Origin of the sequence: Leclercia sp. UBA2479, from assembly GCF_002341985.1 — a bacterium.
Classification (GTDB): domain Bacteria; phylum Pseudomonadota; class Gammaproteobacteria; order Enterobacterales; family Enterobacteriaceae; genus Enterobacter; species Enterobacter pneumoniae.
Genome location: NZ_DDPB01000001.1, coordinates 218,944 through 234,653 on the forward strand (window position 1 = coordinate 218,944; position 15,710 = coordinate 234,653).

General features: G+C 52.1%; 15 protein-coding genes. 1 reads left to right on the forward strand and 14 read right to left on the reverse strand.

Annotated features, from left to right (window positions below):
• Positions 1-7: 7 nt before the first annotated feature.
• The gene (glmU, locus tag B3B59_RS01030) at positions 8-1,378 is read right to left on the reverse strand and encodes a bifunctional UDP-N-acetylglucosamine diphosphorylase/glucosamine-1-phosphate N-acetyltransferase GlmU (protein ID WP_286807915.1); all 1,371 of its coding nucleotides are present in this window, start codon (positions 1,376-1,378) and stop codon (positions 8-10) included.
• Between the two features lie 345 nt (positions 1,379-1,723).
• Here glmU and B3B59_RS01035 point away from each other — a divergent pair, with 345 nt between their 5' ends.
• On the forward strand, positions 1,724-3,823 hold the full coding sequence (locus tag B3B59_RS01035; RefSeq protein WP_286807916.1) for a right-handed parallel beta-helix repeat-containing protein: 2,100 nt from the start codon (positions 1,724-1,726) through the stop codon (positions 3,821-3,823).
• A 303-nt stretch (positions 3,824-4,126) separates the two neighbouring features.
• On the opposite strand, the gene B3B59_RS01040 is transcribed toward B3B59_RS01035, so the two are convergent.
• The 13 genes from B3B59_RS01040 to asnC form a co-directional block, all read right to left on the reverse strand.
• Positions 4,127-4,546, reverse strand: a complete 420-nt coding sequence (locus B3B59_RS01040) for a F0F1 ATP synthase subunit epsilon (protein ID WP_040077708.1) — start codon at positions 4,544-4,546, stop codon at positions 4,127-4,129.
• Positions 4,547-4,566: 20 nt separating this feature from the next.
• On the reverse strand, positions 4,567-5,949 hold the full coding sequence (atpD, locus tag B3B59_RS01045) for a F0F1 ATP synthase subunit beta (protein WP_040077707.1): 1,383 nt from the start codon (positions 5,947-5,949) through the stop codon (positions 4,567-4,569).
• Between the two features lie 26 nt (positions 5,950-5,975).
• Positions 5,976-6,839 carry a F0F1 ATP synthase subunit gamma gene (gene atpG / locus B3B59_RS01050; RefSeq protein ID WP_040077706.1) on the reverse strand — a complete coding sequence of 288 codons (864 nt, stop codon included), beginning with the start codon at positions 6,837-6,839 and terminating at the stop codon, positions 5,976-5,978.
• A 50-nt stretch (positions 6,840-6,889) separates the two neighbouring features.
• Positions 6,890-8,431, reverse strand: coding sequence for a F0F1 ATP synthase subunit alpha (atpA, locus tag B3B59_RS01055; RefSeq protein WP_040077705.1), 1,542 nt, complete (start codon positions 8,429-8,431; stop codon positions 6,890-6,892).
• Between the two features lie 12 nt (positions 8,432-8,443).
• The gene (gene atpH, locus B3B59_RS01060) at positions 8,444-8,977 is read right to left on the reverse strand and encodes a F0F1 ATP synthase subunit delta (protein WP_040077704.1); all 534 of its coding nucleotides are present in this window, start codon (positions 8,975-8,977) and stop codon (positions 8,444-8,446) included.
• 14 nt (positions 8,978-8,991) lie between these two features.
• Positions 8,992-9,462 (reverse strand): F0F1 ATP synthase subunit B, encoded by a 471-nt coding sequence (atpF, locus tag B3B59_RS01065; RefSeq protein WP_040077703.1) that lies wholly within the window; start codon positions 9,460-9,462, stop codon positions 8,992-8,994.
• Positions 9,463-9,517: 55 nt separating this feature from the next.
• The gene (gene atpE / locus B3B59_RS01070) at positions 9,518-9,757 is read right to left on the reverse strand and encodes a F0F1 ATP synthase subunit C (RefSeq protein ID WP_000429386.1); all 240 of its coding nucleotides are present in this window, start codon (positions 9,755-9,757) and stop codon (positions 9,518-9,520) included.
• Between the two features lie 50 nt (positions 9,758-9,807).
• Positions 9,808-10,623, reverse strand: coding sequence for a F0F1 ATP synthase subunit A (gene atpB, locus B3B59_RS01075; protein ID WP_040077702.1), 816 nt, complete (start codon positions 10,621-10,623; stop codon positions 9,808-9,810).
• Positions 10,624-10,631: 8 nt separating this feature from the next.
• The gene (gene atpI / locus B3B59_RS01080) at positions 10,632-11,012 is read right to left on the reverse strand and encodes a F0F1 ATP synthase subunit I (RefSeq protein WP_040077701.1); all 381 of its coding nucleotides are present in this window, start codon (positions 11,010-11,012) and stop codon (positions 10,632-10,634) included.
• A gap of 614 nt (positions 11,013-11,626) precedes the next feature.
• The gene (rsmG, locus tag B3B59_RS01085) at positions 11,627-12,250 is read right to left on the reverse strand and encodes a 16S rRNA (guanine(527)-N(7))-methyltransferase RsmG (RefSeq protein ID WP_040077700.1); all 624 of its coding nucleotides are present in this window, start codon (positions 12,248-12,250) and stop codon (positions 11,627-11,629) included.
• Between the two features lie 102 nt (positions 12,251-12,352).
• A complete protein-coding gene (mnmG, locus tag B3B59_RS01090) occupies positions 12,353-14,242 on the reverse strand; it encodes a tRNA uridine-5-carboxymethylaminomethyl(34) synthesis enzyme MnmG (protein ID WP_286807917.1) in 1,890 nt (629 codons plus the stop codon).
• Between the two features lie 374 nt (positions 14,243-14,616).
• Positions 14,617-15,066: an FMN-binding protein MioC gene (mioC, locus tag B3B59_RS01095; protein ID WP_286807918.1), complete on the reverse strand. Its 450-nt coding sequence runs from the start codon at positions 15,064-15,066 to the stop codon at positions 14,617-14,619.
• A gap of 90 nt (positions 15,067-15,156) precedes the next feature.
• On the reverse strand, positions 15,157-15,615 hold the full coding sequence (gene asnC / locus B3B59_RS01100; protein ID WP_023331653.1) for a transcriptional regulator AsnC: 459 nt from the start codon (positions 15,613-15,615) through the stop codon (positions 15,157-15,159).
• Between the last annotated feature and the right edge of the window lie 95 nt (positions 15,616-15,710).

Consider the following 15,710-nt stretch of genomic DNA (forward strand, 5'->3'; position numbering starts at 1 on the left):
GGAGTAATTACTTTTTCTTCACCGGGCGTTTCCAGCCCTTTTTGTGCACCTGTGGCACGCGGCTTAATACCAGTTCGTCATCCGCTACATCGCGGGTTACCGTGGTACCGGCGGCAATGGTCACGCCTTTGCCAATGGTCACCGGCGCGACCAGCTGTGAATCCGAGCCTACAAATACGTCGTCGCCGATGATGGTTTTGAATTTATTGGCGCCATCATAGTTACAGGTGATGGTACCCGCGCCGATATTGACGTTATCGCCTATTTCCGCATCGCCCAGATAGGTCAAATGGCCCGCCTTGGAGCCTTTGCCCAGGCGCGCCTTTTTCATTTCAACGAAGTTACCCACGTGGGCGCCTTCCAGCAGCTCCGCACCAGGGCGCAGACGTGCAAACGGCCCGATGGTGCAGGCAGCGGCCAGGTTGGCATCTTCCACCACGCTGTACGGGCTGATTTCACAGTCGTCGCCGATCACGCTGTTTTTGATCACGCAGCCTGCGCCAATTTTAACGCGATGGCCGAGAGTGACCTTCCCTTCCAGAATAACGTTAGTATCAATTTCAACGTCGCGCCCGTGGTTCAGTTCACCGCGCAGATCGAAACGCGAAGGGTCGCGCAGCATAACGCCTGCGAGCAGCAGCTTTTCAGCCTGCTCAGCCTGATAAACGCGTTCCAGGCGGGAGAGTTGCAGGCGGTTGTTCACGCCCTCCACTTCACTTAAACGATCCGGGTGGACGGCGGCGATTGCGCGGCCTTCCTGATGCGCCAGCGCAATGATATCGGTGATGTAGAACTCACCCTGGGCGTTATTATTGTTCAGCTTCGATAGCCAGCGCTTCATATCCGCGCCGTTGGCAATCAGGATACCGGTATTGATTTCCTGAATTTTACGCTGCGCTTCTGTGGCATCTTTATGTTCAACAATACCGGTGACGGTGCCGTTTTCGCGGGTGATGCGGCCATAGCCGGTTGGATCATCAAGCTTAACGGTAAGGAGGCCAATGCCGCCCTGCGGTTTAGCATCACGCAGGCGGGTAAGAGTCTCAACGGAAATCAGCGGCACGTCGCCGTAAAGCATCAGAATATCTTCGTCGTCAGCAAAGAACGGCGCAGCCTGCTGCATCGCATGGCCGGTTCCCAGCTGCTCTGCCTGCAGCACCCAGTTCAGTTTGTCGTCACTGAGGGTCTGTTTCAGCATATCGGCGCCGTGACCGTAAACAAGATGAACCTGGTCGGCACCCATTTCGTTAGCGGCATCAATGACATGCTGCACCATCGCTTTCCCTGCAAGGGTATGCAGCACCTTCGGAAGATCGGAATACATGCGGGTGCCTTTACCAGCGGCAAGGATGACCACGCTCATCGCATTGTTCAACATACACGTCCTGACTGTAATTTGAGTGAGAAGTAAAACCCTTTGACGTTGAAAATTCTACATATTTTGCGCCAAAAAATGGAGCGGCGGTAAAACGCACAACATCAGTCAATACGGGCTATTTGAAGATACTTTTCAGGGCAGAGTAAATCACTTTTCGTCCGGAAAATAGCGTCATTGCTGGAACTCTCTTGTTCACACAATAGGTTAGCTATTTTTTCGCCGCAAAAATAAAGATCGGTTAAAAACAAAACATCGTTTTAATTATCCAATAATGTGACAAAGAAAAAAGAAACGGTGTTTCATCTTGATGATAATGGCGCTCAATTATCACTCAGGAGAATAAAAATGAATTATAAATTACCTCTGGCCTTAATGATCTGCAGCGCCTGTGCTGTTAACGCGGAGGAGCAGCCGCAGGTCTGGCGAGCAATTGCGTTCGGCCAGTCCACAGACGTCAATTTCTCCTCAAATGTTTTGCCGGAAAAGGTGGGCGTTAATGATGTCACTATCGATGGTAAAATTCTCGAGCCGGAGGATGCCGCTGATCTGTCTAAATCCGTTGTGATTGAGAGCCGGGGCGGCAAAATTGCCAATTCCCATGATGGACTCACCTTTTTCTACACTGAGCTTCCCAGCAGCGAAAACTTTACTCTGCAGGCAACGGTGAGAGTTGATCAGTTTGGGCCGGAGAATGGCGCAAAACCCGCCGCGCAGGAGGGTGCTGGCCTGCTGGTGCGTGATGTTATTGGTGTGCCCCGCCAGCAACCGCTGAAAGAGGGCTATGAAGAATTTCCGGCCGCCTCGAACCTGGTCATGAATGCCATTATGACGCAGGATAAAAAAGATCATCATCGGATAAAGCTTCAGGCGTTCACCCGCGAGGGGATCTCGCAGCCCTGGGGAAATGCCGGTGCGGCCATTGTGAAACAGAGCTATAAAGAGGAGGTCGATCTCAACCAGACGCCAGAGTTTCGCCTGAAGCTACAACGTACTAACGACGGCTTTATCACCGCCTGGTCACCTGTCGGTAGCGACGAATGGGTGAGTAAAAGTGTTCCGCGCGCAGACCTGATCTCGGTACAGAATCAGGACCACTATTACGTCGGCTTTTTTGCCTCGCGTAATGCCAAAATTACCGTATCCAATGCCTCGCTGACCACTTCCGCTGCGCATAGCGTCGCCAGTAAGCCCTGGCAGGCCAAAGCGCAACCGGTAGTCGTACAGATTCATTCGGCCAGCAAAAGCGCACAAGAGCCCTATCAGGTGCAGGCCCGAGCCAACTATGACGGTGCTTTTACCCTGCGCCAGAACGAAGTGGTGATCGGTAACGAAAAACCGGTTAAAGCCGGAGAGATGTACTCCGCGCCAGCGACTCTAAAAGAGAATAACCTATTCAGCCTCACCTTCACCCCCACCCGCGGCGAAGCCGTAGAGCAGCGCTTCTCCGTTGAGAAGGTCACCGGCATCGAGGCTTCACATCTCTATGTCGCACCGGAGGGCAAAGCTGACGGGAAGGGGACGCTCGCCTCGCCAATGGATTTCGCCACCGCCATCAGCCTGCTCGCCCCTGGCGGCAAGATTACGCTTGCCGCGGGTGACTACCCCCGTAGCGAAATTCCACTCTCCGCCAGCGGCAGCGCTGAGCAGGTGAAGACGCTCGAGGCGGAGGGTAAAGCCGTTCTGCATGGGCTGCTGGTGGACGCCAGCTACTGGCATATCAAAGGGATTGATGTTACCGCTAAAAGCCTGCGCATACAGGGTAGCCACAACCTGATTGAAGGGGTCACGGCATACCGTAACGACGACACCGGCATTCAAATCTCTTCCCCGGAAAAGATTGGCCGTCCGCTTTGGGCCAGCTATAACCGGGTCGTCAACGCGGAATCTTTTGCCAATGAAGATCCGGGCAAAATCAATGCTGATGGCTTTGCCGTGAAAATGCGGGTCGGAGAGGGGAACCGCCTGGAAAACTGCTATTCCCACGACAATATCGACGACGGCTTTGACCTGTTTAATAAAATCGAAGACGGTGCTAATGGCGTTGTGGTGATCGAGAATTCAATTGCCCGCAATAATACCAGCAATGGCTTTAAGCTCGGCGGGGAAGGGCAGCCGGTGGCACACGAGATTCGTAACAGTAAAGCGGAAGGGAATCATCTGGATGGATTTACCGATAACTTCAACCCGGGCCAGTTAGTGGTAGAGAATAACCTGGCCGTTGATAACCACCGATTCAACTTTATCTTCCGCCCAAGTCCTTACGGCGATGCGTCAACACAGGGAGTATTCAAAGGTAACAAGTCAGTGCGCACACAGCCGGGGCAGTATGACGATGCAGTGGTGGGTAATATCGATGAGACGAACTACTTCATTGAGAAAGGAAAAAGCGTGAACAGCGTGGGTGAGGCGCTGCCAGATGGCGCATCGCTTATCACACAACGGTAAGCGCAGCGCCACTCGGCATTCAGCAGATTAGTGGTTGAACGTACCGAAAGAGACGTTCATGTTGCTGAAGAGAGCGATGATTTTGTTGATCAGTTTCATGATGGCATCCTGATTTATTGAGGTTTATTTTGTGACACACTTCACAAAAAAGCAGTCTACGCCTCATTTTTTAACCGATCAACATTTTTGTGATGTAAATCACAAAATAATAAAACGACATTTCAGTTTCATTTTTACCGAAACGAAACTATAAAAAAAAGCCAGCCTGGATTCCAGACTGGCTTTTCACTTTTCAAGCCGGTGTTACATCGCTTTTTTGGTCAACTCGATAACACGCAGTTTCGCGATCGCTTTGGCCAGCTCCGCAGATGCCTGTGCGTAATCCACGTCACCATGAGAGCTCTTAATGTGCTCTTCCGCTTTACGTTTCGATTCCAGAGCTCGCGCTTCGTCGAGATCCTGGCCACGAATAGCGGTATCAGCCAGAACGGTCACGCTACCAGGCTGCACTTCAAGAATGCCGCCGGACAGATAGATAAACTCTTCATGACCGAACTGTTTAACGATGCGGATCATACCAGGCTTAATGGCGGTGAGCAGCGGTGCGTGACCCGGGAAAATACCCAGTTCACCTTCACTGCCCGTTACCTGGATTTTCTCGACCAGACCAGAGAACATTTGTTGCTCTGCGCTGACGACGTCCAGGTGGTAAGTCATTGCCATATCACCCTCCGATTAAGGCGTTAAAGTTTTTTGGCTTTTTCCACGGCTTCGTCGATGGAACCAACCATGTAGAACGCCTGCTCCGGCAGGTGATCGTATTCGCCTTCCATGATGCCTTTAAAGCCACGGATGGTATCTTTCAGCGGAACGTATTTACCCGGAGAACCGGTGAATACTTCTGCTACGAAGAACGGCTGGGACAGGAAGCGCTGGATCTTACGCGCACGTGCTACCACCAGTTTGTCTTCTTCAGACAGTTCATCCATACCGAGGATGGCGATGATGTCTTTCAGTTCCTGGTAACGCTGCAGCAGGGACTGTACGCCACGCGCGGTGTCGTAGTGTTCCTGGCCAACAACCAGTGGATCCAGCTGACGGCTGGTGGAGTCCAGCGGGTCAACGGCCGGGTAGATACCCAGAGACGCGATCTGACGGCTCAGTACCACGGTTGCATCTAAGTGCGCAAAGGTGGTGGCTGGGGATGGGTCAGTCAAGTCATCCGCTGGTACGTATACCGCCTGAACGGAGGTAATAGAACCGGTTTTGGTAGAGGTGATACGTTCCTGCAGAACACCCATCTCTTCCGCCAGGGTTGGCTGGTAGCCTACCGCTGATGGCATACGACCCAGCAGTGCAGATACTTCAGTACCGGCCAGGGTGTAACGGTAGATGTTGTCTACGAACAGCAGAACGTCACGCCCTTCGTCACGGAACTTCTCAGCCATGGTCAGGCCGGTCAGCGCAACGCGCAGACGGTTTCCTGGTGGCTCGTTCATCTGGCCATAAACCAGGGATACTTTGTCCAGAACGTTGGAGTCGGTCATTTCGTGGTAGAAGTCGTTACCCTCACGAGTACGCTCACCAACACCCGCAAACACGGAGTAACCGGAGTGTTCGATCGCGATGTTACGGATCAGCTCCATCATGTTTACGGTTTTACCTACACCCGCACCACCGAACAGACCAACTTTACCGCCCTTCGCAAACGGACACATCAGGTCGATAACTTTGATACCGGTTTCCAGCAGTTCCTGAGAGCTGGACAGCTCTTCGTAGGAAGGTGCTGCGCGGTGGATAGCCCAACGCTCTTCTTCACCGATGTCGCCTTTCATGTCGATTGGTTGACCCAATACGTTCATGATACGACCCAGTGTAGCTTTACCTACCGGGACTTCGATCGGGTGCTCAAGGTCTTTCACTTCCAGACCACGACGCAGACCGTCAGAAGAACCCATGGCGATGGTACGTACGATACCGCCGCCGAGCTGCTGCTGAACTTCCAGCACCAGGCTCTCGTTACCATTCTGAACCTCAAGAGCATCGTACACGCGCGGTACGGCATCCTGAGGGAATTCGACGTCAACTACGGCGCCGATTACCTGGACAATTTTTCCAGTAGCCATCTTGAATCCTCTACGAATTAACCTGGTTATACCGCGGATGCACCACCGACGATCTCGGTGAGTTCCTGAGTAATGCTGGCCTGACGAGCTTTGTTGTAAACCAACTGCAGCTCTTTAATCAGGCTGCCGCCATTGTCGGTAGCGGCTTTCATCGCCACCATACGTGCGGCCTGCTCGCTGGCCAGGTTTTCTACCACGCCCTGATAAACCTGTGATTCAACGTAACGACGCAGCAGGGTATCCAGCAGCGGTTTCGGATCCGGTTCGTACAGGTAATCCCAGGCTTTTTGTTTCAACTCGTCATCTTCTGATGCCGGCAAAGGCAGCAGCTGCGTGAGGGTTGGAACCTGAGACATGGTGTTAATAAATTTGTTATTTACGATGTACAGTCTGTCCAGACGGCCTTCATCGTAGGCCTGCAGCATCACTTTTACCGGACCGATCAGTTCGGACAGGGACGGGTTATCACCCATACCGGTCACCTGAGCGACAATATTGCCACCCACGGAATTAAAGAAAGACACACCTTTGGAGCCGATCATCGCGATATCGCTCTGAACGCCTTTTTCGGTCCATGCTTTCATATCCGCCAGCAGTTTTTTGAACAGGTTGATGTTCAAGCCACCACACAAACCACGGTCGGTAGACACCACCAGGTAGCCCACGCGCTTAACGTCGCGTTCTTCCAGGTAAGGGTGCTTATATTCCAGATTCCCGTTTGCAAGGTGACCAATCACTTTGCGCATGGTATCTGCATAAGGACGGCTGGCCGCCATGCGATCCTGCGATTTACGCATTTTGGAAGCGGCGACCATCTCCATCGCTTTAGTGATCTTCTGCGTGTTCTGGACGCTTGCGATCTTACTACGTATCTCTTTTGCGCCGGCCATGAGCTTCTCCTCAATGCCTTGCGGTCTGCCCTAAGACAGACCGCCAGACGTTACCAGGACTGGGTTGCTTTGAAGGAATCGAGCAGGCTTTTCAGCTTGCCTTCGATTTCGTCGTTATAGCCACCGGACTGGTTGATCTCTTGCATCAGCGGAGCGTGGTCACGGTCAGCGAAAGCCAGCAGAGCGGCTTCGAAGCTACCGATTTTCGCCAGTTCTACATCCGCCAGATAACCACGTTCTGCTGCGAACAGTACCAGGCCCTGCTGTGCAACTGACATCGGGGCATACTGTTTCTGTTTCAGCAGTTCGGTCACTTTCTGACCGTGGTCAAGCTGTTTACGGGTTGCATCGTCAAGGTCAGATGCAAACTGGGAGAACGCTGCAAGTTCACGATACTGTGCCAGCGCGGTACGGATACCACCGGACAGTTTCTTGATGATCTTGGTCTGAGCTGCACCACCTACACGGGATACGGAGATACCCGGGTTAACTGCCGGACGAATACCGGAGTTAAACAGGTTGGTTTCCAGGAAGATCTGACCATCGGTAATGGAAATTACGTTGGTCGGAACGAACGCAGAAACGTCACCCGCCTGGGTTTCGATAATCGGCAGAGCGGTCAGGGAGCCGGTTTGACCTTTCACTTCACCTTTAGTGAAGTTCTCAACGTATTCCGCGTTAACGCGGGATGCGCGCTCCAGCAGACGGGAGTGGAGGTAAAACACGTCGCCCGGGAATGCTTCACGTCCTGGTGGACGACGGAGCAGCAGGGAAACCTGACGGTAAGCAACAGCCTGTTTAGACAGGTCATCGTATACGATCAGCGCATCTTCACCGCGGTCACGGAAGTATTCGCCCATTGCGCAACCGGCGTATGGTGCCAGGTATTGCAGTGCTGCGGATTCAGACGCGGTTGCAACAACAACGATGGTGTTAGCCAGCGCACCGTGCTCTTCCAGCTTACGCACCACGTTAGAGATGGTGGAAGCTTTCTGACCGATAGCGACGTATACACATTTGATGCCGGAATCGCGCTGGTTGATGATGGCGTCGATAGCCATCGCGGTTTTACCGGTCTGACGGTCGCCGATGATCAGTTCACGCTGACCACGACCGATTGGGATCATGGCATCAACGGATTTGTAACCCGTCTGAACAGGCTGATCAACAGACTGACGATCGATAACGCCCGGAGCGATAACTTCGATTGGCGAGAAGCCATCGTTATCAACCGGACCTTTACCGTCGATTGGCGCACCCAGGGTGTTTACAACGCGACCCAGCATGCCACGGCCAACCGGCACTTCCAGAATACGGCCAGTACACTTAACCTTCATGCCTTCGGCGAGGTCAGCGTATGGACCCATCACAACTGCACCTACGGAGTCGCGCTCCAGGTTCAGTGCGATTGCGTAACGGTTACCCGGCAGGGAAATCATCTCACCCTGCATACAATCGGCCAGGCCGTGAATGCGGATAACACCGTCACTTACAGAAACAATAGTACCTTCGTTATGAGCTTCGCTCACAACATTGAACTGAGCAATGCGCTGCTTGATCAGTTCGCTGATTTCGGTGGAATTCAGTTGCATGCTCCAGTCCCCTTAAGACTGCAAGACGTCTGCAAGGCGCTCAAGACGGCCGCGTACGCTACCATCAATGACCATATCACCCGCACGGATGATTACGCCTGCCATTACAGACTTATCGATTTTGCAATTCAGCTTAACTTTGCGTGACAGACGTTTTTCCATCGCGGCAGTGATTTTCGCAAGCTGTTCTTCACTCAGTTCGTTCGCCGAGGTGACTTCAACTTCGGCGGTGGCTTCACTGAGGGCACGTAAGTGCACAAACTGCTCGAGAACATCCGGGAGCACACGCAGACGACCGTTTTCAGCCATGACCTTAATCAGGTTCTGGCCATTGTCATCCAGCTGCTCACCACAGACGGCGATGAACGACGCGGCGAGGGTTTCTGGTGCCATAGCCCCGGAAAGCATCTCTGCCATTTGTTCGTTTTTCGTTACCTCGGCGGCAAACGCCAGCATGTTCTGCCAGCGATCGACATTTTGGTGTTCGACAGCAAAGTCAAAAGCTGCTTTGGCGTAGGGGCGAGCTACCGTAACAAATTCAGACATCAGCCCCTCCCTCCTTACAGTTCAGCGACAAGTTTATCCACGATGTCGCTATTAGCAGCTTCATCCACGGAACGTTCGATGATCTTCTCGGCGCCAGCAACAGCCAGAATCGCAACCTGCTTACGCAGTTCTTCGCGAGCACGTTTACGCTCGGCTTCAATTTCAGCCTGCGCTTGCGTCACGATTTTAGTGCGTTCCTGTTCTGCTTCAGCTTTTGCTTCGTCCAGGATCTGAGAACGACGTTTGTTCGCCTGCTCGATGATTACCTGGGCTTCCGCTTTCGCTTTTTTCAGCTGGTCGGTCGCGTTGGCCTGTGCAAGGTCCAAATCTTTCTTAGCGCGTTCTGCAGAAGCCAGACCGTCAGCAATTTCTTTCTGACGTTTTTCGATGGCAGCCATTAAAGGCGGCCATACATACTTCATGCAGAACCAGACAAAGATAACAAACGCGATGGCCTGGCCGAGGATTGTTGCGTTCATGTTCACAGCACAATACCTCTTTAAATTTACAACTGTGGCTTAGGGTGTTTAATACTGCTTACTACGCGACAGCAAACATCACGTACAGACCCAGACCTACAGCGATCATCGGGATAGCATCCACCAGACCCATAACGATAAAGAACTGAGTACGCAGCAGAGGAATCAGATCCGGCTGACGCGCTGCGCCTTCCAGGAATTTACCCCCGAGGATGCCGATACCGATCGCAGCACCGATCGCCGCCAGACCCATCATCACAGCGGCAGCCATGTACAGCAGATCCATATTCAGGTTTTCCATGACAGTCTCCAGTTTGTTTCAGTTAAAACGTAGTAGTGTTGGTAAAAAAATCAGTGCTCTTCAGACGCCATCGACAGATAGACGATCGTCAGAACCATGAAGATAAAGGCTTGCAGCGTAATAATCAGGATGTGGAAAATGGCCCATGGCACATTCAGAACCCACTGTGACCACCACGGCAGAAGACCCGCGATCAGAATGAAAATCAGCTCACCCGCATACATGTTGCCGAACAGTCGCAGACCGAGAGAGATCGGTTTGGACAGCAGGCTAACGCCTTCCAGAATCAAGTTGATTGGAATGAACGCCCAGTGGTTGAACGGCTGCAGGGTAAGCTCTTTCACGAAGCCGCCTACACCTTTCATTTTGATGCTGTAGAAAAGAATCAGGATGAACACGCCCAGCGCCATAGACAGGGTGATGTTCACGTCAGCAGACGGAACCACACGCAGGGCTGGCAGGCCGAAGATGTGCTCGCCGATAAACGGCAGCAGGTCGATCGGCAGCAGGTCCATCAGGTTCATCAGGAAGACCCACACAAAGACGGTCAGTGCCAGCGGAGCAATAACCTTGCTCTTACCGTGGTACATGTCTTTGACGCTGCCATGGACGAAGCCAATGATCATTTCGATGAAAGTCTGGAATTTCCCGGGAACACCGCTGGTCGCGCGTTTCGCTACGCCACGGAAAATGGCCAGGAACAACAGACCCAGTACCACCGAGAAGAACATGGAGTCGATATTAATCGTCCAGAAGGTGGCCGGGGGGTTATGCGGATCCACCAGCGAGAATGTACGCAGGTCGATCTGAAGGTTGTTCAGATGGTGACCTATGTAATCCTGCGGCGTCATATTTTCTGAAGCCATGATGCCTTTTACCCTTTGTTATTGATTACAGCTGGCGCCAGAATTTGTACCACCAGCACCAAAACCCACGTCACTATCAGCGGCAGAAATACCACTTTAAAAACAGCCAGCGCCACCACCAGGAGGGCAAAGGTCAGCAACACCTTACACACTTCGCCCAGAGCGAAGGACCAGGCCATGCGGCCTTTGGCAGGTGTATGCGCCTGATGACGCCAGGCAAAAATCATAAACAGCATGTTTGGCAGAACCACCGCCAAACCTCCGCTTAACGCAGAGATGCCCCAGAAGGGGTCTTTAAGGCTGAACAGCAATCCACTTGCTATCACGGCCAGAAACTGAATGAACAGAAGCTTACGAGCAACGTTTCGACTCAAGAGCGACACAGACATCACGTATTTACTCCTGCTCCCTTCGAGGTATGCCGCGTGTCGTATAAAACGTTCTTTGAGGCTCAGAGTCAAGCATCAAAAAGCGGACAAATTATACGGTGCGCCCCCGTGATTTCAAACAATAAGTAGCGAAAAGGTGAATAAATGTTTAAATATTTTTCCCCAGCGCTATTTATTAACTTTTCCACAAACAGCCTGTGCGGATACAAAACTGCAAACAGCGCGCAAACGTTGGTGATAAAGCGTGCACGGGATCACAAAATACACATTTACGATAAGGTCGTTTAAATCAAACAATTAAAACGCTTTAATTCATCTTTCTGAAAATAAAGGCGAATTTACCCAACTATTTTTAAAACAGGCCAGTACACAATAAAAACCTTTTATTGACATTCTTAATAAATATTTAACATTAAGCGTAGTGACCTTTTTTGACTTTTAGCCTGCTGATACTTTCGCTGTTGATTATATTTTTGGTTAACTACATGCCATAGTTAACGGCAAGAAAATCCACGGTAACAGCAAGGTTAAATTAAGGCAGACCTGTTCTCGAATGACGCCTGCCTTTTTAACACCCAAAGAACAGCACAAATTCCACATTTTTTATTAATATTTTAAATATTGTTTGGCTTAATTATCACCAAATGACGCTCTCCGGTGAGCTGCGGTACCTTTAATTTCACACTTTTCTCGACAGCGTATTTCGACGGCAACAGCGCAATCTCCTCTTCCGGCATCACCCCTTTCAGCGCATAAAAACGCCCCTGCTCGCCCGGCAAGTGATGACACCAGCTCACCATATCATTCAGGGAAGCAAAGGCACGGCTAATCACCCCATCGAACGGCGGCTCGGCCGGAAACTCCTCTACCCTGCTCTGTACAGGAGTAATGTTTTCCAGCTTCAGCTCATGCTGCACCTGTTTGAGGAAGCGCACGCGCTTGCCAAGGCTATCCAGCAACGTGAACTGGCACTCAGGGCGCACAATGGATAATGGAATGCCAGGCAGACCCGGACCGGTACCGACATCGATAAAACGCGCCCCTTCCAGATGAGGAGCCACCACGATACTGTCGAGGATATGACGTACCAGCATCTCGTTGGGGTCGCGTACGGAGGTCAGGTTGTACGCTTTGTTCCATTTGTTCAGCATGTCGACATAGGCCACCAGCTGATTTTTCTGGTGATCGGTGAGCGAAATACCTGCTTCATCCAGCAGACGAGAGAGTTTGTTAAGCACGGTGAATACCTGTTGAGATGCAGTCAGAGGGAGACCAGCTCCCTCTGCTGTAAAGTTCGATCCGCCCGGTAAGCGTAGCCTTACCGGGCAATTTTACAAATCTTAAGCACTGCGGCGCAGCATACCCTGTTTTTTCAGCCAGACCAGCAGAATTGAGATCGCAGCCGGCGTCACGCCAGAGATACGGGATGCCTGACCGATTGAGACCGGCTTGTGATCGTTCAGCTTGGCGATCACTTCGTTGGAAAGACCGGTAACCTGGCGGTAATCCAGGACGGCAGGCAGCAAGGTGTTTTCGTTGCGCTGCTGTTTTTCAATCTCGTCCTGCTGGCGAGCGATATAGCCTTCGTATTTCACCTGAATTTCGACCTGCTCGGCCGCTTCGGCATCTGACAGGCCCGGTGCGAACGGCGTCATCTGCATCAGCTGTGCGTAAGTCATCTCTGGACGACGCAGCAGATCTTCTGCGCTGGCCTCTCTGGAGAGTGGCGCAGTTAAGTGAGCGTTCACTTCAGCAGCTGAGTCAGAGAGCGGATTCACCCAGGTCGATTTCAGGCGCTGACGTTCGGTTTCGATGCGCTCCAGTTTCTCGTTGAAGCGCGCCCAGCGTTCGTCATCCACCAGTCCCAGTTCACGGCCCATTTCGGTCAGACGCAGGTCAGCGTTGTCTTCACGCAGCATCAGGCGGTATTCCGCTCGGGAGGTAAACATGCGGTACGGCTCTTTGGTCCCGAGCGTACAGAGATCGTCTACCAGCACGCCAAGGTATGCCTGATCGCGACGCGGAGCCCAGCCCTCTTTTTCGGCGGAGAAGCGGGCGGCGTTGAGACCGGCCAGTAACCCCTGAGCGGCAGCCTCTTCGTAACCGGTGGTCCCATTGATCTGGCCGGCAAAGAACAGCCCCTCGATGTATTTGCTCTCGAGGGTAGGTTTCAGGTCGCGCGGATCGAAGAAATCGTACTCAATGGCGTAGCCAGGACGCACAATCTTCGCGTTTTCCATGCCCTGCATGGAGCGCACAATCTGCATCTGTACATCGAACGGCAGGCTGGTAGAGATACCGTTCGGGTAAATTTCGTTGGAGTTCAGCCCTTCCGGTTCGAGGAAGATCTGGTGTTGGTTACGATCGGCGAAGCGCATGACCTTGTCTTCGATCGACGGGCAGTAGCGCGGGCCGATCCCTTCGATCACACCGGCATACATCGGGCTACGATCAAGGTTATTACGGATCACGTCGTGGGTTTTTTCATTGGTGTGCGTGATATAGCACGGCACCTGCTGCGGGTGTTGAGCCGCATTGCCCATGAACGAGAAGACCGGCATCGGGTTATCGCCATGCTGTTGCGCCAGTACGCTGAAATCGATGGTACGAGCGTCAATACGCGGCGGTGTCCCCGTTTTCAGGCGATTAACGCGCAGCGGCAGCTCACGCAGACGGCGCGACAACGAAATGGACGGCGGATCGCCAGCACGGCCACCGCTGTAGTTATCCATTCCAATATGAATTTTGCCATCCAGGAAAGTGCCCACGGTCAGTACCACGGATTTCGCGCGGAATTTCAGCCCCATCTGGGTTACGGCACCGACGACACGATCGTTTTCCACAATCAGATCCTCAACCGCCTGCTGGAAGATCATCAGGTTCGGTTGATTCTCCAGCGCAGTGCGTACCGCCTGACGGTAGAGCACGCGGTCTGCCTGAGCACGGGTCGCACGGACGGCTGGGCCTTTGCTTGCGTTTAGTATCCTAAACTGAATGCCGGCCTGATCGATCGCTTTTGCCATCAGGCCGCCAAGCGCATCCACTTCTTTTACCAGGTGTCCTTTCCCAATGCCGCCAATCGCCGGATTGCAGGACATCTGTCCCAGCGTGTCGATATTGTGTGTCAAAAGCAGGGTCTGTTGACCCATTCGCGCTGCGGCCATCGCGGCCTCAGTGCCTGCATGACCCCCGCCAATGATGATGACGTCAAAAGGATCCTGATAAAACATGGTGGTCTGCCTCGCATAAAGCGGTTTGAAAATGGATTGAAGCCCGGGCCGAGGATTCTACTCAACTTTAGTCTTTCGAGAAAGCACTGGGATCCTGGGCTATTAAAAAGAAGATCTCTTTCTTTAGAGATCTGTTCTATTGTGATCTCTTATTAGGATCGCCGGATCTTGTGGATAAGCCGGATCTCACAAATAAGATCATGCGGTTAGAGAGGATCGTTTGCTGTGAATGATCGGTGATCCTACGACGTATAAGCTGGGATCAGATCGCGATGTTATACACAGCACAAAAAGTAATCGAAGGTTGTTAGTGGGATAACTACGGGTTAATCCAAGCTTTTAACCAGAGTTATCCACATCTGTTCGCGCGATCTTTAATCGTTTTTGAGTAAATTTTTCCATTTACCCAACCATTCTTCGGCTGGATCTTCCGGAATGTCATGATCGAGGACGTTGATCTTCAGCGTTTCGCCAATCTGTTTTGCCCCACAGGCGCTAAATGCGGCATCAACTTTGTCCACCGCACCACAGAAGGTGTCATATTCGCGGCTGCCAATACCAATTGAACCGAAACGCACGCCGGAGAGGTCTGGCTGCTGTTCCTGCAGTTCATCGTAGAGGGGCTGCAGGTTATCGGGGAGATCCCCCGCACCATGGGTCGAGGTGATCAACAGCCAGATCCCCTCCACAGAGAGATCCTCCAGCAACGGCCCGTGCAGGGTTTCAGTAGAAAAACCGGCCTCTTCCAGCTTTTCAGCCAGGTGCTCTGCAACATATTCTGCACCGCCAAGGGTGCTACCGCTGATAAGAGTAATGTCTGCCATGGATCGCTCGCTCATATAAAGAGGGAAACATTGTACGCTGTGAGCGAGCTGGGATCTACCTGTGGAAAATGTGGGAATAATTTTTCCCGATCAGGGGCGGATGGTACGCATGATCGGGTTCTGCAGGGAGATCAAGGTTTCGGTGGACTGGATTTCATCGATTGTTTGGATCTTGTTGATAAGTACCTGCTGCAGGGCATCGATCGATCGGCACATTACTTTTATAAAGATGCTGTAATGGCCTGTGGTGTAGTACGCCTCGGTGACTTCATCCAGCGCGTTCAGCCTGGCCAGCGCCGAAGGATAGTCTTTCGCGCTCTTCAGTATGATGCCAATAAAGCAGCAGACGTCGTAGCCCAGCTGCTTAGGGCTGACATCAATATGGGCGCCGGTAATAATGCCCGCCTGCTTCATCTTCTCTACGCGCACATGGATGGTACCTGGACTGACGCCAAATTGTTTGGCCAGCTCAGCATAGGCGGTGCGGGCATTGGCCATTAACGCTTCCAGGATGCCCCGGTCCAGATTGTCGATCTGATAATTTTCCATAGGTTTTTCTTATGTAGATTGCTGATTTGCTCTATTTTAGCGTCTTATTTTAACGAATCAAAAGTGTAGTTGGCATTTTATTGTTGGATTATTGT

What these genes read in the sequence shown, in the direction of transcription:
- asnC (WP_023331653.1), bottom strand. Translation starts at nt 15,615, where the DNA reads ATGGAAAATTATCAGATCGACAATCTGGACCGGGGCATCCTGGAAGCG.
- atpG (WP_040077706.1), bottom strand. Translation starts at nt 6,839, where the DNA reads ATGGCCGGCGCAAAAGAGATACGTAGTAAGATCGCAAGCGTCCAGAAC.
- atpE (WP_000429386.1), bottom strand. Translation starts at nt 9,757, where the DNA reads ATGGAAAACCTGAATATGGATCTGCTGTACATGGCTGCCGCTGTGATG.
- atpI (WP_040077701.1), bottom strand. Translation starts at nt 11,012, where the DNA reads ATGTCTGTGTCGCTCTTGAGTCGAAACGTTGCTCGTAAGCTTCTGTTC.
- atpA (WP_040077705.1), bottom strand. Translation starts at nt 8,431, where the DNA reads ATGCAACTGAATTCCACCGAAATCAGCGAACTGATCAAGCAGCGCATT.
- atpD (WP_040077707.1), bottom strand. Translation starts at nt 5,949, where the DNA reads ATGGCTACTGGAAAAATTGTCCAGGTAATCGGCGCCGTAGTTGACGTC.
- B3B59_RS01035 (WP_286807916.1), top strand. Translation starts at nt 1,724, where the DNA reads ATGAATTATAAATTACCTCTGGCCTTAATGATCTGCAGCGCCTGTGCT.
- atpH (WP_040077704.1), bottom strand. Translation starts at nt 8,977, where the DNA reads ATGTCTGAATTTGTTACGGTAGCTCGCCCCTACGCCAAAGCAGCTTTT.
- atpB (WP_040077702.1), bottom strand. Translation starts at nt 10,623, where the DNA reads ATGGCTTCAGAAAATATGACGCCGCAGGATTACATAGGTCACCATCTG.
- mioC (WP_286807918.1), bottom strand. Translation starts at nt 15,066, where the DNA reads ATGGCAGACATTACTCTTATCAGCGGTAGCACCCTTGGCGGTGCAGAA.
- mnmG (WP_286807917.1), bottom strand. Translation starts at nt 14,242, where the DNA reads ATGTTTTATCAGGATCCTTTTGACGTCATCATCATTGGCGGGGGTCAT.
- B3B59_RS01040 (WP_040077708.1), bottom strand. Translation starts at nt 4,546, where the DNA reads ATGGCAATGACTTACCACCTGGACGTCGTCAGCGCAGAGCAACAAATG.
- glmU (WP_286807915.1), bottom strand. Translation starts at nt 1,378, where the DNA reads ATGTTGAACAATGCGATGAGCGTGGTCATCCTTGCCGCTGGTAAAGGC.